Raw genomic sequence first — 24,740 nt, forward strand, 5'->3', positions numbered from 1 at the left:
CTGGTCACCGGTTGCGAGGCGATGGCATTGGGGTCACCAGCGATACGTGAACCGGTAACAACGACTTCTTCTAACTGGATATCTTCGCCCTGCTGGGCAAAAACGCTGGTGGACGTGGCTGCGGTCAGTGACGCAACCGCGGCCGCAACGCTGAGACTGAGTACAGAACGACTCTTCTGGCAGTGCTTCCTCATTTTAAAAAACCCCTCCCTCGGGATATTAATGCTGACCATCCATATATTTGGATTTAGTCAGGATTCGAAGTGCCTTGCGGGGACTTGGCGCTAGTAAACACTATCGCAGGGGCATTGCAAAGGCGTCTAAAAGGTAAAATTTGCGATTTTGCCCCAATGCGGGGCAAATTTATCTAAAGAACGTTGGGTGACCTACAGTCATCAGAACTAAGAAATGTATCGATGCGCCAGCGCGGGCCCTCGTTTTATAACGTGGCAGTGCCGCGGATACAGGTCCTTGTCTCACCGCCAACCCACAGCGTGTCCTGTTCTTTGCTGACTCGAATCTGTCCAGCTCTACCAATCACAGTCCCCTGCGACGCCACATAACGCTCGGAGGCGCGCCCCTCGCGAATCAACCACTGGGCAATGCTGGCGTTGAGGCTTCCCGTCACCGGATCCTCCGGTACGCCGAGAGACGGCACAAAGGCCCGCACTTCAAAATCACTGGCGCTGCCCGGAGGAAAAGCCCCCACCAGACCGAGGCAGGCATCACCCAATGCGGCCATATCGGGCACCACATCCAGAACGCGCCGTGCAGAATCCAGCTGCAGGGCGCACCAGCCAGGACCGTTATCTACCCACTGATGAGCGACCAGAGCCTCATCGGGCAAATTAAGCGCCGTCATTAATCGAGCGACCAATTCCGAGCCCAACGGTCCCGAGCGCAGGACGGGGGGCGCGGCAAAGGCCAGACCCTCGGACCCTTTGCGAACACGCACAAGTCCGGCCTCACATTCCTGGACGACGAACCCCTCACTCGCCGCCAGCCCACCGGCTTCAAGCCAGGCGTGGCAGCTACCGAGGGTAGGATGCCCGGCGAAGGGCAGCTCGCCCTCCGGCGTAAATATCCTTAGGCGATAATCTGCGTCGTCATTGTCGGGATTGAGCAGGAACGTGGTTTCGGACAGGTTGGTCCAACGGGCAAAACAGTGCATCTCATCCGAGGTCAGCGCATCGGCGTCGTGCACTACAGCCACAGGGTTACCTCGGTAAGCGTCCTTTGCAAACACGTCGACCTGAGAAAATTTATAGCTCTTCAAAGCAGTTCGACTCCTGGCAATTCAGTGCCGCTCAATCCTGCGCCACGAGGTAATCGGCCACCGCCTGATAGGCGGGCAGCGATACATCATCGTAATTGCCGTTGGCCGCCAGCGGGTGGGACGCCAGGCGCACGATCACCATTTCTGCGCGGGGATCGATGTAGATGGTCTGGCCATGAACGCCCCGTGCACTGAAGGCGCCGTTGGGGTTGTGATGTATCCACCATTGGTTGCGATAGCTAGCGCCGCGCAGCGTCGTGTACCCCGCTTTCGCGAACTTCTCCCGGTCACCGCCCCGGCGAATATCATCAACCACCACTTTGGGAATCACCTGCGCGCCGCCCCAGCGACCGTCGTTTCGTATCATCTCCCCAAAGCGGGCATGGTCTCTGAGCGTCGCATTCAAGCCTCCTGCCGCCCATCCTGTACCCAGGGTATCAATGAGAATATAGGCATCCTCTTCAGCACCGAGGCGACTCCAGATACGTTCCTGCAAAAGGTCGACGGCGTTGGACCCCGTGGCCCGGGCGATGAGCCAACCCAGCACTTCGGTGTTGACGGAGCGATAGCTGAAGGCCTTCCCGTGTTCGCCCTTTTTCTCAAGCGTGGCGACATAGGCGTAGAAGCCCTCGGGACCGTCGTAATCCCCCCGGGGAAAGATTCCTCCGGATCGCGCGAAGTCGAAGACATGCGCATCGGGATCAGTATAGTCCTCGGAGTAGTCGATCGCGGTGGTCATATCCAGGATCTGTCGCACGGTCGCTGAGCCAAAACCGCTGTCCGCAAGCTCCGGTATATAGTCCTGAACCAACTTTTCCGCCTGCAGCTGCCCCTCTTCAACCAGCACCGCGGCGAGAGTGCCGTAGTAGGACTTGGTCATGGAAAATGAAATGTGCGGCGTTTCGCGAGATGTGGCGCCAAAATAGCTTTCGTAAACCACGTCGCCCCTGTGCAGCACAAGCGCGGCGTCAGCGAAGGTTTCCGTCAGCATGTCGCCGAAAGTCATCACCGACGTCTGCCCCCTCGGCGTGAACTCCACGCCATCAATGGCGCCATCAGGCATATCCACAAGAGCGACACTTGCCTCTGCCCCACGCCAGATGCGTTTTGTGGGCACCAACTCGCGGAAATGCGAAAAAGTCCAGCGCGTACGCGGGAATTGGTAAAAACTCAGGTCGTCGTGGCGAACTAACTTCGAAGAGCCCGGAGGCACGCCTACCATCCATCCATGCGCGATCGGATCCGTCGACTGCTGGGAATCAAAGTCGTCGCTAGCCACCACATGCACGGAGGAGCTAAGCAGGAGCAAGCAAAGCATGATTGTTGTGACAGATGATAGATTATGGGAATTGTCTGTGGAGAACATACTAACTCCTCTCTTGTTGGAGAAAACGGTCAAAGTCCTCGATCACGGCACCAGGGAGCTAGAGGTCGGGAAAGCCTGCTTCGAGCGTAAATTTCATTCAGGAACAGTTCATGTGGCTTTTAAAAACCGAGACTGCCCATACCTAACGCCACTTAACAACGGCTGTTCCATGGCCTACCAGCCGTTTCGACCAAAGGACCGCAAACAAACATCCGTGAGAGCCCCTTCAATCGAAAGATCTCACAACTTTTGCCGCTTATTTGATACCTCTTCCTTGCGATATTTTACAGCGGATTTGCCAATAAAGAGTCCGAAACCGTTTAAAATTAGCAGACTAGGGAATATTGCCGGTGCAAAACCGTCTAATCGAGTAAGCCAACCGCGTCGACTGTAGTAGAGTTCAGCTTGAGCATACGTTGGCCAGCCGAGAAGCACATAATCTACTATTTGTTGTCAGAGATAGATCACGGATGCAGTTAAGGGAAGCACACATCAACGGATACGTAGAGACGGTGGGTCGAAGCGGCCATGGGAACGCGAGGGCACTGTTGCTGCTTTCTTTTCTTGTGTGCCTGGCCATCGTACCGTCGGTCAAGGCTGCTATCCTGACCCATACCTTCACAATTTCGGGAGACAATGGCGAAACAGGATCGGGGACCTTTACTTGGGACGACAGTGCGGTTAGCAACGGGTCGGCGGTGTCCAGCAGCCTGGCGGATCTCGGCAACATCATTTCCCTTCGCATTGAAATCAGCGGGGGTAACGTCATCGCCGGACCGAGTGTATTCACTAACGCCGACTGCGCAGGCGCATATCTCGAGGATTCACCGGACTTCACAACGGACATAAACTTCAATTGCAACAACGGTGTGAACACCCTCTCTGGTGCGGCAGACAACACGAATTACCTAAACGATACCGTCGATTTTGGCGCTGGACTTAGGCGGCCGGTACTTGGCCCCTCAAGCAGCACCTTGACCTTTTCCCCCGGCACAACAGCTTCTGCAAGCACCACCAACTCTTTTTCGATACCAGCGACGCCCTGGTGGTCACTTGGTGTAATAGCTTTACTGATGATGGCGATTACCCGAAACTACAGCAGCTAATAGTTCCGCCCGACGGGAAAACAAGTTTTCGAGCCCAAGACGGGCAGCGGCAAACTTGACCGCTTAAGAGCCAGCCCCACATCCGTCTACTTGGCAGTAGCCTGGCAACATATCGGCAGCATATCGACAACATATCGGCAACAACGAATTTTGGATATGATCCAATGAAGACCGTAATCGTTCATCTCGGCACCCACAAAGCCGCATCCACCTCAATACAGCTTTTTCTGGCTCACAATCGGGATCGTTTGGAAGAAATGGGCCTGTGCTATCCAGAGGCCCCGCCACCTACCGGCTTCGCGCACCACGGTCTTGCATGGACGATCATTCGACGTTACACGAAGCTCGAGCGTCGCCCCGCTAATTACTCTCTGGAGGATGCAATTCAAGCATTCGAGAACACTGATTGCGATACACTGATGCTGTCCTCGGAGGATTTTCTCACCACCGCATTTTATGAGGGCTTCCTTGATGAATTCTTTATGGACTTGCGAAAGACCTTTGACCGCGTTGTTGTTTGCGCTTACGTCCGGAGTCGCAAAGACTTTTTTAACTCCTCCTATAACCAGTGGGTAAAGTCACTCAGCTATTCTAAAAACTTCGACCGCTATATCGATCAAGTGCTAAGTGGCTTGCAGGCTCCCATGCATTACACAAAATCATTGTCTGACTGGGCAGATCGCTCAGATTCAGCAATGTTTCTTCCGTTCCACACAAAGACCTTCGGTGATCACCCGGAGAAATACCTACTTAATCAACTGGGATTCAGTGGCGAAGCGATAGACCGTTTGGATCCTCTGCCTTTTGGCGCCGTCAACGCCAGCATCGGAACAAAAGCGATAGTCGCGTTTCGCAAATTATCATCGCTGCTACACGATCAAGATTGGTACGACCACTATTCTCTGGCAAAACGGGAAGTTCTACTTCATGAACTCGAAGCAAAAGCTGAGAAGCTGGGATGGAATGACGATAAATTCCGCGCTCTCAGTGAACAACAGGCAGCTAGGGTCAAGCATGTTTTCTCGCAAGATGACGATCAGTTTGCCGAAAACTTCTGGAACACTCGGTGGTCGTTGTCCTTTCCGCAGGACGAGAAAATTGACCTGCCATCTGAGCTAGAGTACGGGGCGCTCGACAACGCCTTGCGGTCCGAGATAGACCAGTTTGTCAGCGAAGGGTATTCCCGTGCCGAGGAAATCTATAAGGAGTCCAGCGACGCTCCGTCAATAGAGCCACTTACAAGCCCATGACCTCACGACCCGCACAAACTTGCAGCAAAGTCGCACACAATGCCTAAGTTAAAGACCTACGGCGTAGCCTTTGCCCCGAGATCGGGGAGCACATGGCTTACCGATGTGGTTCAGCAAAGTCGATTGCTAGGGAAGCCCGGTGAGTACTTCAACACCGATATTGCTAAGAAAATGATTGAGCGATCCCAAAGCAACAACTTTGGGGAGTATCTGGACTATCTAAAACGCGACTATCACACCAACAATGTCTTTGGTTTTGAGATTAGCTGGCCATGGATGCATAAAGTCATTGAAGACGGAAATCACCATCACCTGGAGAAGCTCGATGGATGGTTTTTTTTGCGCAGGCATGATTTTGTGTTGCAAGCGGTCTCATTGGACAAAGCATTGCGCTCAGGGGTCTTTCACCGGCGGGACGAGCATACACAGAAAGTGGAGTATTCCTTTGATTCCTCGGCGATAGCCCGCCAGATCCTGCACGTTATGTACAACGAGTTTTTCTTCAATCGCTACTTCCATGAACGGAACATTATGCCGGTAGAGCTGTGGTACGAAAATATGACCACACAAAACCCGGCCTCCTTGATCAAGGCAATGGCGCGGGAGTTAGACGTCATCGTCGGTGTAGAGGAGGAAAAACGCTTGTTAGCGATCGATCCAGAGTTAAAAAAAATGGGCAACGAACAAAATATTGAGTTCGCCAAGAAGTTTCGAGATCAGCAGCATGAATTTGTTGACTATTGGGAGTCCAATCGCGGCCAAGTCCCCGTCGCTCGTTTTAAAAGGACATTTAAAACCTCGCTCGAGCTTTAGAAGGTCAAATTCAATTAGCCCAAAGGTTATTTTTATGAAACATGACCCTCTTCGCGAGCGAACCTCTCGGCGAAGTAGTCGTTCAAGTGCGTGTGTTGAGAGATCAACGGAGGGACTGCGTTTTCAACAGCGCGGTTAACAGGAGGCCCTTTCCAGCCTAAAAAATCACAACACTTTTGAAGCTCTTCCTCCCTGTCCTCCAAAAGCGCTTCATAACTTAGGTGATGAACCGGTGGCCGATGGACAGCAAGATACTCAGAAATAGCGCTCTCCATATTAGAGATAGTCTGGTATGCATTGCGAATTCCTTCAGCGCTGTAATCGGATTCTTTTAATTCAAGCTTTGCTTGCATGGCGTGGTGCCATTGGCCCGTCATTCGGGCAACAAAAAGAGACACTGCCTGCGCTACTCTGTCTTCACGAAAAATGTGGATCAGTCTTAATGACTTGAACTGGCCGAGCATGCCCAGATTATCTAGCCAATCAAGCTGAGCAACGCCAAACTTAAAACCACACACATTCCCATCTGTCCAACCAAGTACAGTATCGACAAAATAGTCTGTGAAAGTCTGCTTATGTTCCTGCTTTGAAACTTGCTGCACTAACTGAGGGTCCAATATCTCCACCTGAGGAGGAATGGGCAAACCACGTCGATAGAGCAAATCTGCAAGCAACGTAGACCCGCTCCTATTTGAGAACGCGATACCAAAAACATCGGTTTTCGCCAGACTCAATTGTTCAACCTCTGTGAAAGGCCGAAGGAGCTGTTCTCCAAAGTAATCTGAGATAGCTGAAGAATCGGTCACTGACTTCTCAACGCCTCTTTCCATGTCCCAATCGATTCCTTACCCGAGTGTCTACCTGATCAAGAGCGCGCCTTTGTAGCCGGACCCAGCATTGCTTTCACGTTAAGCACGATCATCCCACTGAGTCGAGAACCTCGATCTGCGGCGCTGCAGCCACAACCGAAGCCAGGGCGCCATTGGCCGCCTTGAAGTAGTCAGTCTGGCCATGCTTGGCCAGATCTTCTGCCGTCGCGTATTGCTCGAGTACCTTATACTCCTGAGGATCGGTTTTACTGACGTGCAACTCGTAGAAATTGCACCCGGCCTCGTTCGCCCGCACTTTTTCGGCAAGCTCAAGAAAGGTTTTTTCAAACTCCGCGTTCTTTCCTTCCTGAATTTTCAGCGTTGCGATTACACCAACTGCCATGTCGTTATTCCTTGTAGTCTGAGAGTAAGAGTAGTTTGAACCTAGAAACTAGAGTTTATCCGGCCTGCCGACAGCTGAGGGCTAATGCTTCACTGCCTCGGGACGGTTGGCAAGGATAGCATCCAGTTTGCGACTGATCCGGGTTTGCAAACGGATCATTTCCAGCTTGGGCCAAGTGCAGCGCTCACCGGAGGCGATGAGTTGCCGGAGCTTCTTCTCACCGGGGAAAGTCAATAGCTTCAGAGGGTTCTGAAATTTATAATCGGGCAGGATATTGATATCGCCCACGTAGTCCTGATTAATGATCGACCGCAACCGACTGGCCCGCTGCGATATGCCACCATTTTTGCGATCAAGGCGCTCGGCCAACAGAGTCATGGCGTTAAACCACTCCCGTGCAGACCGCCGCCCTGCCTCGGTAACGATGCCTCGCGCACTTTGCTTTCTGTGACCGTCGGTCACAAAGGGCAGCACGTGGGGATTAGTCTGGCTAACCACGAAGTGATTAACGCCATAAAGCCTCGCCAGACGCTTGGCAGGCAAGTCATCGCTAACAGATCCATCTACCCACTTGCGGGAAGCCAGGTAGTGCTTCCGCTCACCGTGGCTGTCAAGAGCTTCCAGAATCACCGGCGGAAAAATACCCGGTACCGAAGCTGATGCCATCACCGCACTGCGAATAAGCACGCTTGGGGAGGTGATGGAATTCAGTAGTCGGGACGTCTGATGCGTCTCTGCCGGGGCCACAGACACATTCATGGCGCGACCGGTTTTTTCGAATGCCTGCTGGAATGTGATATCCGGAATGAACTGCTCCACGGCAGCCTCCAGCTCGGCGAGCCGGGAAGCGTGAGGCTCGTCCCCCTCTTTGGGCACGTATTGCATAAAGTACTCGGGCTGCAGGAGCTCGAGGAGCTCTTTATCAGAGTGAGTAGACACGATACTGCCAACAATGGCCCCGCCACTGGAGCCGGAGAGGACCGTGGGCAGAAGCTCCGCCTCGGCCAGAGCGCGAATCACCCCCACATGAAAGAACAGCAATGAACCAGAACCACTCATCATGAAGGCGGAACGACCAAAGCAATGGCTGGCTCGCTTGAAGAAGTCGAGCTTTTCCTCATCAGTGATATCGCCGCTCCTGTCTGCATCGAGCATTTCCAGGGTATCAACGATCTCTTCGATGTAGTTTTCGATGAGAGTCTTGGTACCGGACAGCGCGTGGCCATAGAGTCCCGCACGCCCCATGCCGCCCATGTTCCCATGGATCCCCTCATTCAGCGTGTACAGCAAGCCGCGGATGTCATGGCGCACTTTAAGGCTTTGCAGCGCGTCCAGTCTGATACGTATGGACACATTATCGTACTGTCGAGTGGAGTCTTTTTGACGCCAGCGATCAAGGCCCTTGCTGCGATCATACTCTCGGGCCGCGGCCATCCATTCTTCGTAACTGGACGCCTGTCTGAGGGCTCGTTCGATGCGGTTATGGGTATTAATGAGCATATAGTGACCCTTGGACGATTAAACTCATTCTAAACCGTCTGACGCCCAAGAGCTGTGACTTTGATCAAATAGTTCATCGATAAAGCTCGGCGGTCAGCCTTATGTTTTGCAAGATTTTGGGGGATTTTCGGCCCCGAGGAAAGTTGCCGATCAACGGGGGCACTGGCAGTATGCCTGCCCTGCCCAGCTGCGGAGTCACCCCCATGGAATACAGTCTGCAAAACGACGTCGTCACTCTCAAATTTGACGATGGCAAAGCCAATGTCGTTGGCAATCCGTTCCTCGATGATATCAACGCCGGGCTGGATCAGGCGGAAAGAGAGGGCGCAGGGGCCGTGATTATTCGCGGACGGGACGGCATGTTCTCCGGTGGTTTTGATCTTGGAGAATTCAAGAAAGGCATGGCCGAGGGACGGGCCATGGTGAAACGCGGTTTCGAGCTTCTGGTGCGCCTTACGGGATACCCTCTTCCGCTGGTAGCAGCATGCACCGGGCACTGCGTTGCCATGGGAGCCTTCATTGTCATGGCCAGCGATACGCGCGTAGGCGCCCGGGGCGATTTCAAAGTTACTCTTCCCGAAACAGCAATCGGCATGGATTTGCCGCCTATACTTATCGCTCTTACCGAGTCTCGCATAGTCAAAGAGCACCTGACCCGCGCCGCACTCCAGTCCGAGCTTTACACGCCGGAGCAGGCAGTTGCAGCAGGTTTTTTCGATGAGGTTGTTGATGCAGCGCAGTTGGATGAGCGCACCATGGCGATAGCTCTGCGCCTGGCAAAGCTGCCCAAAACGCAATATGCGGCGAATAAGTTGCGGGTCCGTGCAATGACCCTGGAAGCCATGAAGACCGACCTGGCCAGCATGGCCTGACGGCTTGAACACCCAATCAGGTAATCACGATGTATTACGAAACCGCCACAAACGATCACGGTCTTCCCCACGATCCCCTCAAAGCCCTTGTGGCACCGAGACCCATAGGCTGGATCAGCTCCCTCGACGCAAAAGGCACCCCCAACCTGGCGCCCTATAGCTTTTTTAACTTGCTCTCCACGCACCCTACGATCGTGGGTTTCTCCAGTGCCACGCTCAAAGACTCACAGCGCAATATTGAAGAAACCGGCGAATTCGTCTGCAACTTTGCCTCCGTAGATCTCATTGACGCGGTCAACATCACCTCCAAACACGTTGCAGCCGACATCGACGAATTTGAGCTTGCCGGGCTCCACCAAGCCCCTTCAAGACTCATCAGTGCACCCCGCGTGCGCGAGGCGCGAGCCCATTTAGAATGTGAGTACCTCAAGACTGTAGAGCTACCTAGCGCCGAAGGCCCGATGGTCTGGAGCCTGGTATTGGGCCGGGTATTGGCAGTACACATCGATGACAGGTACCTTAAGGAAGGTTTGGTAGATACCCTTGCCATGGAGCCCCTGACTCGCATGGGCTACATGGATTACGGCGTTCTGGGCGGCGTAGAAACCCGCAGTCGCCCCTGAACGATAACGTGCGTCCAATGCCAACCTGCCCTAAATGCTCCAGTGAAAGTGCCCGCAAGACTCTGCGGCCAGCGAGCGATCTGAGGAGACAAGGACTGCAAACGCCCAGGACTCGGTGAACTTCAATCGTCTTAACTCAGGTGCCGCCGACGGCGATGTAGACGCGCATTATCAACTCGGCATGGCACTGCTGCGAGATTTCGATATCAGCGGCGATCCCAGGCTCCAAACGGGAGCCATTGCAATGATCCGCAAAGCTGCGGATGCCGCTCATGCTCAAGCCCAGAGCATCATGGGTGATTTGTACTTTCAAGCCAGAGGTGTGGTTCAGGACTTCGTACAGGCCTCGCAACGGTACAACAAAGCCGTTAATCAAGGCCATGCAGAGGCCATGTACGGTCTCGGTAAAATATCCCGTTCCGGATGGGGAAGACCCGTGAACCTTGTCCATCCCTATGTGTGGCTCAACCTCGCCTCGGCACGGGGCGCAGCCAAAGCCATGCAGGCCCGCGAGAAATTGCTATCACAACTCTCGTCGGCACAGCTTGCCGATGCCCAGCAGGAATCCCGAACCCTCGACCAGAAGATACCTCGATATAGCTCAGACGTCGGTCGCAAAGAACACCATCCGCGAGTGATCCGAAGGCGCCAATCCACGGTAATTCTCTGGCAAGATACCGTTGACCCGTAACCATCGAGGCGCTCCATGAGTAAAGCAGCATCAGAAGTCACCGCTTTTATGCAGGGACTGGAAAAGCGCAATCCCGGAGAACCCGAGTTTCATCAGGCGGTGCACGAGTTCATCCAGTCGGTTATGCCCTACACCCTGGACAACCCCGAATATCGGAAAGCACAAATCCTGGAGCGTATGACGGAGCCCGACCGCATCGTGATCTTCCGCGTCACCTGGGAAGACGATAAGGGCAACATCCGGGCAAACCGGGCCTGGCGGGTGCAGTTCAACAACTCCATAGGCGCCTACAAGGGCGGTTTGCGTTTTCACCCCAGCGTAACCCTTAGCGTTCTGAAGTTTCTGGGATTTGAGCAGACCTTTAAAAACAGCCTGACGGGCTTGCCCATGGGCGGCGCTAAAGGCGGGTCCAACTTCAACCCCAAAGGTAAAAGTGACCGCGAAGTCATGCGTTTTTGCCAGGCACTGATGACCGAATTGCACAAACATATTGGCGAAGACAGAGACGTACCTGCCGGTGATATCGGCGTCGGTGCGAGAGAAATCTCTTATCTTTTCGGTCAATACAAACGGCTGGAAAATCGCTTTGTGGGTACGCTGACGGGTAAAGGCCTCGCCTTTGGAGGCAGCCTTGGCCGCACCGAAGCCACGGGCTATGGCAGCGTTTATTTTTGCCAGAATATGCTCAATCACGTAGACGACAGCGTCGAAAACAAAACCTGCGTGATCTCAGGCTCCGGCAACGTTGCGATCTATACGGCAGAAAAAGCCCTGGAGCTCGGCGGAAAGGTCGTCACCATGTCTGATACCTCGGGCTTCGTCCACGATCCAGAGGGATTTTCTCAAGATAAAATCGCGTTTATTAAAGATCTCAAAGAAGTCCGCCGTGGCCGCATTAGCGAGTACGCTGAGAAATACACATCCGCGTCCTTTCATGAGGGCCTCAAGCCCTGGTGTGTACCCTGTGACCTGGCCTTCCCCTCGGCCACCCAAAATGAGCTGAGTCTCGAGGATGCAAAAACCCTGATCAAAAACGGTGTTCGCGCCGTGAGTGAAGGAGCCAACATGCCTACGGAATTGGAGGCCGCTCACGCGTTTGTTGATTCCGACGTGCTCTTTGGTCCGTCAAAGGCAGCAAACGCAGGTGGTGTAGCCGTGTCCGGTCTGGAGCAAAGCCAGAATGCTCAGCGCCTCGTCTGGAGTCGCGAAGAAGTCGATGAACGCCTGCAAAATATCATGGAGGATATCCACAAGAAGTGTGTCGCCTACGGCTCCAGTGGTGGCGACAAAAAAGGTTCCGTCAACTACGTGGATGGAGCCAACATCGGGGGTTTCATAAAAGTAGCCGATGCAATGCTGGCCTACGGCGCGGTTTAAGTAAGAGGCCCGAGACGCACCTCAATATCATTTACAGTGGCGACGCTTCCAAAGAATCGTGGTCAGAGTGCGAGATAGTTATGAGTTCAGAATACTCGAGTGACGGTTTTTTCAGCTTTCTGCGGGAAACCGCACTGGCCGGGCGCATGCCGCCGGCCGTCGCACGGAGCCGTCGAGCAGCTGCAGAAACCCTATTTGAAAAACTGTCAGAACAGGAGTCACAGGATCTCCGGGGGCTGGATATCGACGAACTGAAATCGCGATTTCTGGATATTCAGGGCAGCGGCTTGCGTGCGGAGGTCGTCGATCTTTACGCAGCGCGCGTTCGCGGCGCGCTGGACGACTACTTCCGCTTCGTCAATTCGCCCAGTGAGTTCGTCTCTATCAGTATCAGCCAGGACACCGCGCGACCTCGCAGTGAAGCCTCAGCACGGACGACCGAAGAGCGGGCGCTGGAAACTGTGCGTATGACCACGCCCTCACTGCGCCCCGACGTTATACCCATTCCTCTGGAACGCGGGCGTGTGGTTTACCTCCACGAAATACCCTCAGATTTAACACCGCAGGAGGCGGCGAAAATCTCTCGAATCCTTAAAGCGCTTGTCGGCGACCCGGAGGATGAGCAGTGAACCGCTGGCTGTTAGCGCTTCCCCTCGCCGTTTTTGGCGTGGGCGGTATCGGTCTTTATCTGCTGTTTTTGTCACAGGCAAATGAAAACGCCTTTCAGGAAAACCTCCTCCCGGAACTGATCGGGTTTTGTCTCGAAGGTTTTTTTCTCGTTGGACTATTCACCTTCATCCAGCAGCTTCGCGATTATTACCGGCGTCGCGAACTGTGGATGAGCCTGCGCAGTGCATTGCGGGACTTTCTGTCCCATCTGGATCTAGCCTTTCTTGCGCCGGATGCGGAACCCGCGTCAACTTCAGCTCTGGAATCGGAGCCCCTCCTTGTGAGTCGATTGACGTCACTACTAGGCGATGCAGAGCTTGGCATTGACACGCTCATCAACCTGAAGAAGGCGGCGATATGCACCCTGCCGCTGGCGCGGGATCTTATCAATATTGCGGCACAACTCAGCACCCGCCACATGCGCTGTTGGATAGCGATCGTTACCGCTATTGATCAGCTATCGGTGGCGAATACGCGAGAGCAGGCCGAAAGACCGCTCCATGAGCTGCTGATGCGCCTGGCCGAGTTCGATACCCTGAAGCTTTAGTCCCGTCGCGACCCTCGGCTTCGAGACAGGCTCGTCTCATCCGCGCAGCTTAAGGAGTGGGCGTCCAACACCCGCTGCGCATCGATACCCCTACATCGGCGATTTAACATGGGCCACGGAATTCTCGGAAGCCCAGCGATTGATGACCTCGATTTGTTTTGTGGTGATTTTCTCAAGCACCGCCTTTTGCTCTGCCCACTGGGCAGCGAGATCGTCAAAGCGCTCCCTGGCACCGGAGGTGACCGGCGCTCCACCGCCTTCTACAACTCCCAGTAGGTGTCGTAGCTGGCCATCGATCTTCATCACCCAGGCGTCTTCATCTTCAAGAGTCTGGTGTCGTAATTCGGTGATACCGGATTCCCAGACGTTGATTGCATCGATCGTCGCCGTCGCCATTGCTTGCAGTGACGTGTCGTCGTACTCGCCTTGTAACGCCTCTATTTGGGTGCGCGCCTTGCGAGCGCCATCCAGGGCAAACATGACCTCGGTTAAAACACCGGCGATGCGGTGCTGCATATCAACCCACGCTGCAGTTTCAGCTTCGCTGGCCTCAACCCGTGGATCAGGGAGCAACTCGACAGGAATGGTCGACACCTCGTCGCCTGCCGTTACCCGAACCGTGTAAGCGCCCGGTGCTACTGCGGGGCCTCCATAGCCATCGAACAAAAAGTGCCCGTCGATACAGGGAACATCATTGGCGTGCAGATCCCAGTGCCATCGCTGTAAGCCCGCTTCCTTGGACGGGTACTCGATCGTGAACGGACTTCTTGGATCCATGCCAGCCAGCATGCAGCGGTCGTGATCAGTTTCCTCACTGCTGTAATGGCGTACCAGATCTCCCGCCGCATCAAAAACATCAATAGACAAGGCCTCATCGTCAGCCAGCGCATTCTTCTGGTGATAGTAAATGGGCAGGTGCGGCGAGGGATTTTCTCCCGTGGTTCCTCCACCGCGATTTGAAGGTCTGCCCAGGGCGAGGGCGGGTGGTGTGTAGCTGTGCAACCCCCCTGAAACATCGCTGGAAAACGCTTCACGGAGCACGAACAAATCATCCAAGACCCAGAACGCACGGCCCTGAGTTGCCAGCGCCAGTGCATCCTCTCGCACACGAATATCGGTGATCGGTACCGCGGGCAAATTGAGGTCTACACGCTCCCATTCTCCGCCGCCATCCCGAGAGAGAAATAGTCCTTTCTCTGTGCCTGCGTAAAGCAAATCAGCAACAAGTGGATCCTCTCTGACTACCCGCACGTAGGCCCCTTCAGGCAGCCCATTATCAATGCGCTTCCAGCGTTTGCCGTGATTATCGGTACGGTAAATATAGGGAGAAAAGTCGTTGAGCTTGTAGCCGGTCACCGCCGCATACGCCCTGCCCTCTAAATGCGGAGAGAGCTCAATGGCATTAATCATGGCTTCGCCGCGGTGTGGGGGAGATACATCGTCCCAGCTCTGGCCGCCATCGCGAGTCAGATGGAGTAAGCCGTCATCCGCACCTACCCAGATTGTCCCCTCGGCATTCTCGGACTCAACGATGTAGTAAATGGTGTGGTAATACTCGGCACCTACGTTTTCCGGGGTCAGGGGCCCACCGTTACGGCCCAAGTGCTCCTCGGCATTGCGGGTAAGATCAGGGCTGACTTCTTCCCAGCTCATGCCGCGGTCACTGCTCTTTAGCAGGTACTGAGTACCGTAATAGATCGTTGAATGATCATGGGGCGAGGTAATGACCGGTGGATTCCAGTTGCTGCGATACTTGAGGTTCTTGGCATCTTCGCCGTACACCCTCTCTGGGTAGGGCACGATAGATCGCCTCTTTTGCGTCTTCTCATTGAACTCAGTGAGGGTGCCGTTGATGGTTGTGGCGTAAATAAGAGACGGATCGTCGGGATCAAAAGCGATGTGCGCACTCTCACCGCCGCCCACCGCATGATAGTCATCGCGGCCAATAGAACCGTCCCAGGCCCAGGCGGCGATGGACACCGTTGAATTGTCCTGCTGACCACCATACAAACGCCAGGGTGTCTGGCGGTCCGTACTCAGGCGATAGAACTGTGCCGTGGGCTGGTTATGCAGGGTCGACCAGGTCTCGGCACCGTCGAGAGATACCGTTGCCCCGCCATCATTACCGTTAATCATGTAGCGGCTGTCATTGGGGTTAATCCAGTGATCCTGATGATCCCCGTGGGGCGTTTTAATCTTGCTGAAGGTTCTACCGCCGTCGATGGACTTCATGAGCGGAACATTGAGTACCCAAACTGTATCGGGGTCATTGGGATCAGCGGTGATGTGGATGTAGTACCAGGCCCTGCTGTGCAGGACTCTGTGGGGATTGATATGCGCCCAGGTCTCGCCAAAGTCATCGCTACGCCATAGTCCACCCTCGCCGAAATCCGCTTCAATAATGGCGTAGATCCGCGAAGGCTGGCTGGCAGGCACGTCAATGCCGATTTTGCCGACTAATCCAGGCAGCCCACCCTCGAGCTTCTCCCAGTTATCCCCACCGTCCGTAGATTTATAGATGCCACCGCCCTCGCCGCCGGATTTAATAAACCAGGGCTTACGACCGTGATGCCACATGGCTGCGTAAAGAATGCGTGGATTTGTGGGATCTAAAGAAATGTCCGTGGCGCCGGTATCGGCATTCACCTTGAGTACGTGCTCCCAGGTCTCACCACCATCGCGGGTTCGGTATACACCGCGATCCTCATTGGGTGACCAGATCTGCCCCTGCACAGCGACCCAGGCGGTATCGCGATCCGTCGGGTGTACTTCAATTTTGGCAATCTGTCCTGCTTTGGGAAGTCCCATGAAAGCGAAGGTTTTGCCGGCATCGGTGGATTTCCAGAGACCTTCACCCTGACTCGTGGTCACGCCGCGGATCGGCGCCTCACCCGTACCGACATAAATAACATTGTGGTCCGAGGGCGCGACAGTAATAGCGCCGATGGTGCCTACGGGAATCTGTCCGTCAGAAATGTTCTCCCAGCTGTTACCCGCGTTATGCGTCTTCCATACCCCTCCACCGGCAGCGCCCATGTAGTAGGTATGGGGATCTTCGGCGATGCCAGTTACGGCGGTGACGCGACCACCGCGCCAGGGCCCTACAAGGCGAAACTCCAGTCCATCGATGAGCGAAGGCTCCACCGCTGCCTGGCTCAGGAAGGCCGGTGTTAGCAAACACAGCACGAGGGTGCTGCTCATAATCCCGCGAAGGACTTTTGGCATGGGGGTTTCTCCAATTAGAGAGCGCTAGGCACAACTACAGGTGCGCGACACATTAGCTGGATTTGCAGACCAGCTCAATTCCAGAGCGACTGTCCGAAGTAACATCTCACAGGTATAAGTCAGGTTTAGGGCGCGGGGACCGTGCGGGGCCGATCATCTGCGCACCATCGAACACGCCACTTTCGTAAGCCCGCCGGCGCCCTTTCCATGCAGCAGCGAGCGAGGATACTGCGCCGCGCCTGATAGGTTTTTTTCAACCGCTAGCGAGCTTGAGGCGAGGCTTTTGTTTTTGTCTTGGCGTTGGTCTTAGTCCTAGCGTTGGTCTTTGGTTTGGCTTTGGTCTTTGGTTTGGCTTTGGTCTTTGTCTTCGTTTTGACCGACGCGCGCCTGCGCGCAGGCCTGGCCTTCAGGCCTACCGCATCTTCCAATTCCTGGAGCGCATCTTCCATGTAGTCAATCAGGCGCTGCACCTGGGGAACGCTGCGGCGGCAGGCGATGATCCCAAAATCCACCTGATCGGCGTAACTCACCAGCGTAATGTTCAGGGCCATACCGTCGGTGATGATGGAGAGCGGGTACGAGCCGTCCATACGCGCGCCATTCCAGTACATGGTCTCGCGCATCCCCGGTACGTTAGAGATGGTGAGGTTGTAAGGCGGCAAATGCGAGATCATACCCAGCGGCAACAGCAGCATTGACGGCGCTGACATGGCCATGGTCAGGAGTTCGACTTCCTTGGGGGACATGCCTGCGTAGTTAGCCTTGCCCGCTTCAACGGAGGCCTTGATGGCGGAGAAACGCTGTATTGGGTCGGCGATGTTTGTTGCCAGGTCCGCGGTGATACCGGCCACAGCATTGCCGGAGTCCACGTCCCCCGCCTGACGCAGGGACACCGGGACCAGAGTCTTCAGGGAGTCTTTTGGCAACTCGCTGTGATTCAGCATGTACTGTCGCAGTCCACCGGCGCACATGGCCAGCACCGTGTCATTAAAGGTGGCGTCAAAGGCCTTTCCTACAGCCCGGATACGCGCGAAAGACCAGGTCTGGGCGACAAAACGACGTGCTGCGTCGATCTTGCCGTTGAGGGAGCTGCGCGGCACCTTATGGTGGGGAATGGCCAGATCGCTCTTGCGGCCGGTCCAGGCGCCGGCAATGTTTTTCAGTGCGTTAAAAGCATTGGCGCCGCTGCCGTAGGTGGACTTGAGTATATCGGCCACCGTGCGTACCTCGGCGTCCGTATACTCGGCCTGCCGACCCTCCCTGAGCGCTTTTCTGTAGCTCTCCCACGACGCCAGGGAGAGCGGCGATTCGCTACGCATCGCATCCGGGTCGGACGACAACATACTGCGGGTCACGTGGATAGATCTGGCGCCATCGACGGCCGCATGGTGGGTCTTGGTGAAAATCGCGAACTGGCGGTTTTCCAATCCCTCGATCAGGTGCATCTCCCACAGGGGTCGGCTTCGTTCCAGCAGTGTGCCGTGCAGGCGACCTACCAGATTGAAAAGCTCGCGGTAACGGCCGGGGCTTGGCAGTGCCGAGTGGCGGATGTGATAGTCCAGATCCAAAGAGGGGTCCGGTTCCCAGTAGACGTTTCCTGCCGCACCCAGGCGTCCGGTCTTGATTCGATCACCGAAGGGTGGCAACAGAGCGTCGGCATCTTTCAGATTGTCGGCTATGCCCGCAAGAAACTCCTGCACCTCAGCACCGTCGGGAAGGGTGAACAGGCTGACCCCCGACACGTGCATGGGCATTTCACGACTCTCCCCGAGAAGGAAGCCTTTGTCGACCATCGAAAGTTTTTTCATATTATTCTCCCATCCGCTTGTCAACAAAGGACTGGCGGGAAGCAACCGTGGCCCGGTTCAGACTGGGAGTATATACAAGCCTTGGCGATCCAGGGTTGTCGGCGCGGCTCCCGACGGATCTTCGAACAATTGTTCGCTGAACCTAAACGAAACGCCCCTATTCAGAGTCGACCTCAAAACGAATCGCCTTGCCCGCAGCCACTTTAGACCGCACACGTCCCTCATCCACGGTTACGGTGCCGCTGACCAGCACAAAATCGATACCCGTGGTGGGCAGCATTCCCTGCGCGTAGGTCGCATTGTCCGTCACAGTCTCAGGATCGAAAACCACGATGTCAGCAATCATGCTTTCTTGTAGCCGACCGCGAACGTCCATCGCAGCGAGCCCTGTGGCGCCCAAGTGTTTTGCGGGGCGATAGCTCATTGCTGCAAGTACGTGCATGAGTGGAATCCCCTCCTCGCGAGCGATGCGCAGCGTTCGCCCGCGAGCACCTGCGGTGCGGGGATGCCCGTTGGGGAGCGCATTGTAGGGTGTATTCCAGTCAAAGGATGACGAAATAGGCATGCCGTCAGACCCCATGGTGATCCCCTCCATGCGCAGCCAATGGGGAATAGTTTCTGCAGACATTTTGTAAATAACGATGCCCCGAGCCGGGTCTTTCGCCATCATCTCGTGATAGCTCTCCTCGGTAAAAAAGCTATTTGTCTGCGGATCGAACAAGGTATCTTCGTAACGATTACCCAGTTCTTCTATCCAAAACTCCGGCTTCAGAAACACGGCGTTCAGAGTGGTCGAACCGGCTGCATAGGGATAAATCTCCCCCCACACGTTAAGCCCGGCATCGCGCATACCCAGGATGAGGTCCTGCACCAGCTCCCAGCCAGGGTTATTGAAGTGCATTACCATCAAGGGCGCTTCGAGGGCTGCCGCGTTTGCCATTACCTCCTGAACGCCGTTGGGCACCGTCGTTTCTGTACCCGGGGTGTGCCGCGTGTGTACGCTGCTGACGCGCCCCCGATGGGCCGCAACTTTTTGTGCCTCATACATTTCTCTGGCCGACACCCCAGGCATGTATCCAACGGTAGAACCCAATGCGACAGCGCCGGCCGCAAGCCCCCTATCGATTTCCTGGAGGATGGCATCAAGCTCACTTTCAGTAGGGGCTCCCAATGCCCAGCCATCGCCGCCCGTTCGACTAATGGCGGCTTCGCTCACATCAATCGCGCGGACCCCATCAAGCACCAGAGAGCGCGCCAGCTCGTGACTGGAGGCAGTGCCAAAATTGAGCTGCGTTTTACCCTCACGGGCCTCGTACCATTCAGTGACGGCGCTACCGAGGGTGCCATACTCCAAATCCATGGCGGTGGTGAGGCCGTCGCGCAGCGCCAGTTTATACGCCATGGGGCTATTGCCGTGTAAATGGGGATCTATGAAGCCCGGCGCAACCACTTTGCCACTGGCGTCGATAACGCGATCACCGCTCAGCGGCTCTTCCGAGATCTTTGCGATTTGATCCCCGGTGATACCAACGTTCAACACCTTATCGAGCCCCGTCTCGGGATCCATGACCCGGCCATTGCTGATCACCAGATCATAAGCACCGACTGCCGCGGCGTATGCGAAGACCACTGTGGCAAAGGCTGCAACAGGGATTCTTTTCTTTATCAGTGTATCCATGGTCGCCTCCGGGGCGGTTATTGCCTGGTACGTATTCTTGAGTGGCCGAAGAGAAGCAAAGGGGCCACGTAAACGATGGCAAATCCCACTGCCATAGCCGAATAGCCTCGGGCGATAAGTGAAATGATGCCCAGGGACGCAAAGCCCGCGCTGATACCCAGGGCTGCTATAGCAATCAGCGCCCTTGGCCAGTGCCCCATACCATCGTCTCTCTCAGGCGTTAGCGCAAACTCGACACGCTCAATCACGCCCTGAACAAGTCCCGCGCCGGTTTGGGCAAGGGTACCCAAAAGCGCGACCAGGTAGAGGGGCAACATCCAGGAAGGCGCGTACTGCTCGATCATCCAATACACGGGCACGGCTTCGTCCAGAATCTCTGGCAGGCCAAGAAAGAAGCTGAAATGAAACATAGCTGCCGGCAGCATGACTAAAGCAGCCGTAACGGCACCGCAGCCAAATGCCTCTTTGCGCGTCTCGATGCCGCGCACCGCAAACAGCAATACCGGCGCCAGGGCTACGTTGTAAAGCGCATAGAGCGATCCGCCCTTTAGCGCACCCGGCACCGCCTCCACGCTAAGTGGCACATCGACAGCGTTGCCGTTAAATTGCTGCAACACAAAGACAAAGTACAGCAGGAACACACCGTACATTGCGAACATCCAAGCGGTCAGAATCCGCTCAAGGACTTCCCGCCCAAAGAACACCATAGCGGCAACCACGGCCAGCATCATGGTCAAGCCCAGGTACTCAGGAACGCCAAAGCGTGATGACAGAATGTTCCCCGCTGCGGAGCTAAGCACGCCAAGCACAAGAAAAAAAAGAAGTAGATACAGAAGCTCAAAGGTCCACCAGAAAGGGCCGATCAACTGGCGGAAGAATTCCCGGTACTCGTAGGTTCCCATGCGCCGGGCGAAGTCAAAGGTCAGTCCAAAGACCACGGCAAAAAGGAGAGTGGACACCAGAACACCCAACAAGCCCTCGCCATTACCATAACGAGAAAAGTACTCGACGACTTCGCGACCCGTGCCGTAACCGCCACCCATAATGACGGACACGAACACCGCGGGAGGCATGACGTAAACCTGAAGCCAGCGACTCATAGGCGTTGCTCACAAAACCTCAAACCATTCGTAACGACGCAGCGCAAGGTCGCCTTTGCCAATGGCTTGTACCGCGTTCAACCATTGATATCGCTCATCGGAGGTCTCAAACACCGGAGCCACGACAATAGGAGCGGACCCCAGCCCCTTTGTGGCATCCGAGCGCCCCTGGTACTGAAGATAGATCAGCGCATCGTCGTGAGTACGCAGCGTTGCGCGCACATCGATCTTGGCGACCCCACATCCAATCGTCAACCAATCGGCGGCTGCAGACCCCTCCAGCTCTGCCTGCAGGCGGTCACCTGTCAAAGTCATCGCCTCGATATCGGCTATCAGGCGTTGACCGCTGGGCCCGTGGCCAATCAACGAGGGCTCACGAATAACAAGGTCTACGGTACACAACGGTCGAAGTGTTATCGCTAGGGATTCTGGCAGGGACATCTTATCTCCTCATGTCAAAACAGCTATTTAACTAAGCGCAGCAAGTCTGGCTAGCAGTATATGGGGTATTGGAGAAGTATCACGGTGTTGCATGCATGGAGAGCGCGACGAGGGAAGGTGCGATTGGGCAACCGGTCTCAGCGAAAAGACACCGGGCTTCCAACACAGAAGGTCAGGCAAACCTCTTCGAGCCTTAAAAACTAGCCAGCAAAGAAAGTGCTGATGGCCAAAGGTACAACGCTGGCAGCAATCACTGCCAGGATGGCAGCCATCACATTCAGCTTGACGTCCAGACCAGAGAGTCGCTTCTCAATGTAGAGGTCCTGCTTGGCAAAGCGCGATTCCAGCCGCGCTTCTAGTCTCGCTTCCTGTTCCGAAAATCGAGCATCGAGGTAGTCCTTGGTGACAAGGTTGTCGACGTAGAATCCGAACGTTTCTGCCATGAGTTCAGCCTGTGCTTCCGCTTGTATCTCGGGAACCCCCGCCTCCTTAAGACGACGGGCGAACCGCAGTGAATCAAATGCCATTGAACTCATGATACGCCCTGATTGCAGACTGAGGATAGTATCTGCTGGTCGGCGGGTTAGGTGTACATCGGATTCGGGCAGGGGGCGGATTGGTCTTGCTGGTAAGCGAGAAGGAGGGAACGGGAACGGCATCGCGATACTGAATACTAGGATTAGGGAAGGATTGATTCGAACAGCCTAAGGGCTGTTCTCACCCCTTCGGGGCGAGGTCCCTAACGACCTCGTCCAAACAGCTCCTTTGGTCGCTGTTTGTCGAACCAAAGATTCTCGTCTATCCGCCTTATCTGACAGATACAAAAAAGGCCCCATTCGGGGCCCTTTTTGTATCTGGCGGAGAAGGAGGGATTCGAACCCTCGATACGCTATTAACGTATACGCCCTTAGCAGGGGCGCGCCTTCAGCCACTCGGCCATCTCTCCGTATAACTGGATCTACTATCCCATCGACCCCGAAAAAGGTCAGTGTGAATTCATGCCAGGAGTCGAACACAAAAAGCACCGGTGCCCCGGGATTTTAGAGGGTGTAACACCTGCAAGCCGATGAAATCGCTACCGCGAAATCATTGATTGAAAAACACTGTTTATGAGTCGTATAAACACATTGTAAAAATTGGTGCGCTGGGAGGGATTCGAACCCCCGACCGCCTGGTTCGTAGCCAGGTACTCTATCCAGCTGAGCTACCAGCGCAAAGAACGCGTATTATCATGATGTGACTAGGTCCCGTCAACTTGCTTCTCGCTTAACTCGCGATTAGACCCCATCAATTCACTCTTGAGCCCCACTAATCTCATGATTTGCCCTCATCTGAAAGTAACCACTGTGAATCGCCGCCATCAATATTACACAATTCACTAAATAATCGACGGAAGCTGTAATATTCGGCTCACTAGGATTACACTGGAAGCACCTCATCTGCGATGCTTATATCTTGCGAAGCCAGTTATGAAACCCGTCAACATCATCCTCGACCTACTGCGCACTTATATGGAGCGCGGTACTAGCGTCGCGAATATTATGGCCACCGGCGCCATGTTTGGTTGCAGCGAAAACCAGATGCGAGTGAACCTGTCGCGACTGACCGCAAAAGGTTCAATTGTTAACTTTGCCAGAGGCGCTTATCGCTTGGCTGAGGCTCTCGATCCAGTAAATGACTTTATAGAATCCTGGCGACTCGGCGAGGACCGCACCAAACCATGGACACACACCTGGCTCCTCGCTGCCAGTAGCGCCAATGCGGACGCTAACAACCAGAGCCGTCACCACTGGGCATTGTACAGCCACGGTTTTCGACCCGCGTCTTCTGAGTGCTGGGTTCGGCCAGACAACCTGGCCTTGACTCATCGGCTGCTGGAACAGCGTTTGTTCCAGCTCGGCATCAGTGCCGATACCGTGCTCGCCAGTAATGCTACCATCCATGCCCGTTGGCAGAAGCATTGGCACGCACAGTTCGATGTAGCAGCCCTAACCAAGTCGTACCTACAGACCCATCAATCCTTGAGTGAGAGCATGGCCACCTTGCACCGCCTGCCAAGACAAACCGCGATGAAAGAGACGTTCTATTTGGGCGGCCACGCCATTCAAGTCCTCGCCAAGGATCCGTTATTACCCGCAGAATTTCTTGCAAGCGAGCCTCGACAAGCACTCTGGCAGGCCATGCTCGACTATGACCGCATGGGTCGCGAGCTATGGGCTGACGCCGAGACTGACAAACCTTCTAGTATACCTACCGCAAAATTGGCCTTCCAATAAACTCTGGAGCATTACCGACCGTGCAACCTATTAAAGAATTACTGACCCCAGAAGAATTTCGCCAGGTCACTCAACGTAGTAACTGGCGCGGCGCCAGCATCGTCGGCTTTGACTGGCTGGTGATTATCCTCACCTTCGTTTTGCTTGCCAATTACCCGAACCCAGTCAGCTTATTGATTGGACTTTTTGTCCTTGGTGCCAGACAACTGGGCCTCGGCATCATCGTCCACGAGACTGGCCATCAGTCATTATTCAACTCAAGTCGACTGAATGATTTTGCGAGCAAATGGCTCTCGGGGTATTGGGTGTTCTCTGACCGTAAGAGTTACATGAAGACCCATTTAAAACATCATCAATCTGCCGGCACTATTGATGACCCTGACGCACCTAACTACCAGGCATATCCCATCAGTCGAACCAGCCTGAAACGCAAAGTCATTCGCGATCTGACGGGACAGCTAGGCTGGCGCAGAATCAAATCTATCTATCGAGGTGTCAGCCGCCTGAATGAATTAAAGCCGGAGGTTCGAGAATATATGATTCGTAGTATCGGCGTTAACTTGGCGCTGCTCGTCATTCTTACCGCCTTCGGTCACCCCTGGCTTTACCTGGTTTGGATCCTTGCGTTCATGACCAGCCATATGTTGGTCGTTAGAATCCGACAAATTGGCGAGCATGCCGGGGTACCCAACCTGTTAGACCAAGACCCACGTCAGAATACCCGAACACTGTATCTCAATCCGTTAGAGCGCTTTTTGATTGCGCCTCACCAGGTGAGCTACCACCTTGAGCATCACATGCTGGCATCAGTGCCCATATATCGCCTGCGGACACTGCACAATATGTTATTGAACAAAGGCTATTACCAAGACATAAAGTTCCAACATGGGTACTTTAACCTGCTGAAGAA

The 24,740-nt window shown here is 54.8% G+C and carries 24 protein-coding genes and 2 tRNA genes; 11 read left to right on the forward strand and 15 right to left on the reverse strand.

Features of this window, described 5'->3' with window-relative positions; all coding sequences use genetic code 11:
- The 3 genes from ACTG3T_RS02100 to ACTG3T_RS02110 form a co-directional block, all read right to left on the reverse strand.
- Positions 1–194, reverse strand: a 194-nt coding sequence (locus tag ACTG3T_RS02100) for a hypothetical protein (protein WP_439100611.1), incomplete at its 3' end; no start/stop codon positions are given.
- Between the two features lie 245 nt (positions 195–439).
- Positions 440–1,276 carry a PhzF family phenazine biosynthesis protein gene (locus tag ACTG3T_RS02105; protein ID WP_439100612.1) on the reverse strand — a complete coding sequence of 279 codons (837 nt, stop codon included), beginning with the start codon at positions 1,274–1,276 and terminating at the stop codon, positions 440–442.
- A 31-nt stretch (positions 1,277–1,307) separates the two neighbouring features.
- Positions 1,308–2,642, reverse strand: a complete 1,335-nt coding sequence (locus ACTG3T_RS02110; protein WP_439100613.1) for a serine hydrolase domain-containing protein — start codon at positions 2,640–2,642, stop codon at positions 1,308–1,310.
- A gap of 470 nt (positions 2,643–3,112) precedes the next feature.
- Here ACTG3T_RS02110 and ACTG3T_RS02115 point away from each other — a divergent pair, with 470 nt between their 5' ends.
- The 3 genes from ACTG3T_RS02115 (at position 3,113) to ACTG3T_RS02125 (ending at position 5,811) form a co-directional block, all read left to right on the forward strand.
- Complete coding sequence (locus tag ACTG3T_RS02115; RefSeq protein WP_439100614.1) at positions 3,113–3,748, forward strand: hypothetical protein; 636 nt, start codon at positions 3,113–3,115, stop codon at positions 3,746–3,748.
- Positions 3,749–3,912: 164 nt separating this feature from the next.
- Positions 3,913–4,998: a hypothetical protein gene (locus ACTG3T_RS02120; protein ID WP_439100615.1), complete on the forward strand. Its 1,086-nt coding sequence runs from the start codon at positions 3,913–3,915 to the stop codon at positions 4,996–4,998.
- A 39-nt stretch (positions 4,999–5,037) separates the two neighbouring features.
- Entirely contained in the window at positions 5,038–5,811 is a 774-nt protein-coding gene (locus tag ACTG3T_RS02125; RefSeq protein WP_439100616.1) for a Stf0 family sulfotransferase, read from the forward strand.
- A 32-nt stretch (positions 5,812–5,843) separates the two neighbouring features.
- On the opposite strand, the gene ACTG3T_RS02130 is transcribed toward ACTG3T_RS02125, so the two are convergent.
- The 3 genes from ACTG3T_RS02130 to ACTG3T_RS02140 form a co-directional block, all read right to left on the reverse strand.
- Positions 5,844–6,641: a Stf0 family sulfotransferase gene (locus tag ACTG3T_RS02130; protein WP_439100617.1), complete on the reverse strand. Its 798-nt coding sequence runs from the start codon at positions 6,639–6,641 to the stop codon at positions 5,844–5,846.
- 88 nt (positions 6,642–6,729) lie between these two features.
- Positions 6,730–7,023 carry a putative quinol monooxygenase gene (locus tag ACTG3T_RS02135; RefSeq protein WP_439100618.1) on the reverse strand — a complete coding sequence of 98 codons (294 nt, stop codon included), beginning with the start codon at positions 7,021–7,023 and terminating at the stop codon, positions 6,730–6,732.
- Positions 7,024–7,104: 81 nt separating this feature from the next.
- Positions 7,105–8,523 (reverse strand): DUF3336 domain-containing protein, encoded by a 1,419-nt coding sequence (locus ACTG3T_RS02140; protein WP_439100619.1) that lies wholly within the window; start codon positions 8,521–8,523, stop codon positions 7,105–7,107.
- Between the two features lie 203 nt (positions 8,524–8,726).
- Here ACTG3T_RS02140 and ACTG3T_RS02145 point away from each other — a divergent pair, with 203 nt between their 5' ends.
- Both ACTG3T_RS02145 and ACTG3T_RS02150 read left to right on the forward strand, forming a co-directional pair.
- Entirely contained in the window at positions 8,727–9,395 is a 669-nt protein-coding gene (locus ACTG3T_RS02145; RefSeq protein WP_439100620.1) for a crotonase/enoyl-CoA hydratase family protein, read from the forward strand.
- A 29-nt stretch (positions 9,396–9,424) separates the two neighbouring features.
- Entirely contained in the window at positions 9,425–10,018 is a 594-nt protein-coding gene (locus ACTG3T_RS02150) for a flavin reductase family protein (protein ID WP_439100621.1), read from the forward strand.
- 136 nt (positions 10,019–10,154) lie between these two features.
- On the opposite strand, the gene ACTG3T_RS02155 is transcribed toward ACTG3T_RS02150, so the two are convergent.
- Positions 10,155–10,400, reverse strand: coding sequence for a hypothetical protein (locus tag ACTG3T_RS02155; protein WP_439100622.1), 246 nt, complete (start codon positions 10,398–10,400; stop codon positions 10,155–10,157).
- Between the two features lie 54 nt (positions 10,401–10,454).
- On the opposite strand from ACTG3T_RS02155, the gene ACTG3T_RS02160 reads away from it, so the two are divergent.
- From ACTG3T_RS02160 to ACTG3T_RS02175, 4 genes are all read left to right on the forward strand, one after another.
- Positions 10,455–10,709 (forward strand): hypothetical protein, encoded by a 255-nt coding sequence (locus ACTG3T_RS02160; RefSeq protein ID WP_439100623.1) that lies wholly within the window; start codon positions 10,455–10,457, stop codon positions 10,707–10,709.
- A 15-nt stretch (positions 10,710–10,724) separates the two neighbouring features.
- Positions 10,725–12,086, forward strand: coding sequence for an NADP-specific glutamate dehydrogenase (gdhA, locus tag ACTG3T_RS02165; protein ID WP_439100624.1), 1,362 nt, complete (start codon positions 10,725–10,727; stop codon positions 12,084–12,086).
- 80 nt (positions 12,087–12,166) lie between these two features.
- A complete protein-coding gene (locus ACTG3T_RS02170; RefSeq protein WP_439100625.1) occupies positions 12,167–12,715 on the forward strand; it encodes a hypothetical protein in 549 nt (182 codons plus the stop codon).
- Positions 12,712–13,302 (forward strand): hypothetical protein, encoded by a 591-nt coding sequence (locus ACTG3T_RS02175; RefSeq protein ID WP_439100626.1) that lies wholly within the window; start codon positions 12,712–12,714, stop codon positions 13,300–13,302. The genes ACTG3T_RS02170 and ACTG3T_RS02175 overlap by 4 nt, the downstream gene beginning before the upstream one ends.
- Before the next feature lie 90 nt (positions 13,303–13,392).
- Here the strand turns inward: ACTG3T_RS02175 and ACTG3T_RS02180 are convergent, their stop codons facing one another.
- The 8 genes from ACTG3T_RS02180 to ACTG3T_RS02215 all read right to left on the reverse strand — a co-directional run bounded on the left by ACTG3T_RS02180 (position 13,393) and on the right by ACTG3T_RS02215 (position 22,768).
- Positions 13,393–16,527: a VPS10 domain-containing protein gene (locus tag ACTG3T_RS02180; RefSeq protein ID WP_439100627.1), complete on the reverse strand. Its 3,135-nt coding sequence runs from the start codon at positions 16,525–16,527 to the stop codon at positions 13,393–13,395.
- A 260-nt stretch (positions 16,528–16,787) separates the two neighbouring features.
- Complete coding sequence (locus ACTG3T_RS02185) at positions 16,788–18,335, reverse strand: WS/DGAT/MGAT family O-acyltransferase (RefSeq protein ID WP_439100628.1); 1,548 nt, start codon at positions 18,333–18,335, stop codon at positions 16,788–16,790.
- Between the two features lie 157 nt (positions 18,336–18,492).
- Entirely contained in the window at positions 18,493–20,013 is a 1,521-nt protein-coding gene (locus ACTG3T_RS02190; RefSeq protein ID WP_439100629.1) for an amidohydrolase family protein, read from the reverse strand.
- Between the two features lie 17 nt (positions 20,014–20,030).
- A complete protein-coding gene (locus tag ACTG3T_RS02195) occupies positions 20,031–21,113 on the reverse strand; it encodes a YkvI family membrane protein (protein WP_439100630.1) in 1,083 nt (360 codons plus the stop codon).
- A gap of 9 nt (positions 21,114–21,122) precedes the next feature.
- Entirely contained in the window at positions 21,123–21,554 is a 432-nt protein-coding gene (locus ACTG3T_RS02200) for a DUF3237 domain-containing protein (RefSeq protein WP_439100631.1), read from the reverse strand.
- A gap of 200 nt (positions 21,555–21,754) precedes the next feature.
- Positions 21,755–22,090 (reverse strand): hypothetical protein, encoded by a 336-nt coding sequence (locus ACTG3T_RS02205; RefSeq protein ID WP_439100632.1) that lies wholly within the window; start codon positions 22,088–22,090, stop codon positions 21,755–21,757.
- A gap of 319 nt (positions 22,091–22,409) precedes the next feature.
- Positions 22,410–22,500 (reverse strand) — tRNA-Ser (locus tag ACTG3T_RS02210).
- A gap of 191 nt (positions 22,501–22,691) precedes the next feature.
- Positions 22,692–22,768 (reverse strand) — tRNA-Arg (locus ACTG3T_RS02215).
- A 255-nt stretch (positions 22,769–23,023) separates the two neighbouring features.
- Between ACTG3T_RS02215 and ACTG3T_RS02220 the strand changes: the two genes are divergently transcribed.
- Complete coding sequence (locus tag ACTG3T_RS02220; protein ID WP_439100633.1) at positions 23,024–23,830, forward strand: hypothetical protein; 807 nt, start codon at positions 23,024–23,026, stop codon at positions 23,828–23,830.
- Positions 23,831–23,850: 20 nt separating this feature from the next.
- Positions 23,851–24,740, forward strand: an 890-nt coding sequence (locus ACTG3T_RS02225) for a fatty acid desaturase family protein (RefSeq protein ID WP_439100634.1), incomplete at its 3' end; no start/stop codon positions are given.

Source organism: Congregibacter sp. (assembly GCF_965660375.1).
Lineage (GTDB): Bacteria > Pseudomonadota > Gammaproteobacteria > Pseudomonadales > Halieaceae > Congregibacter.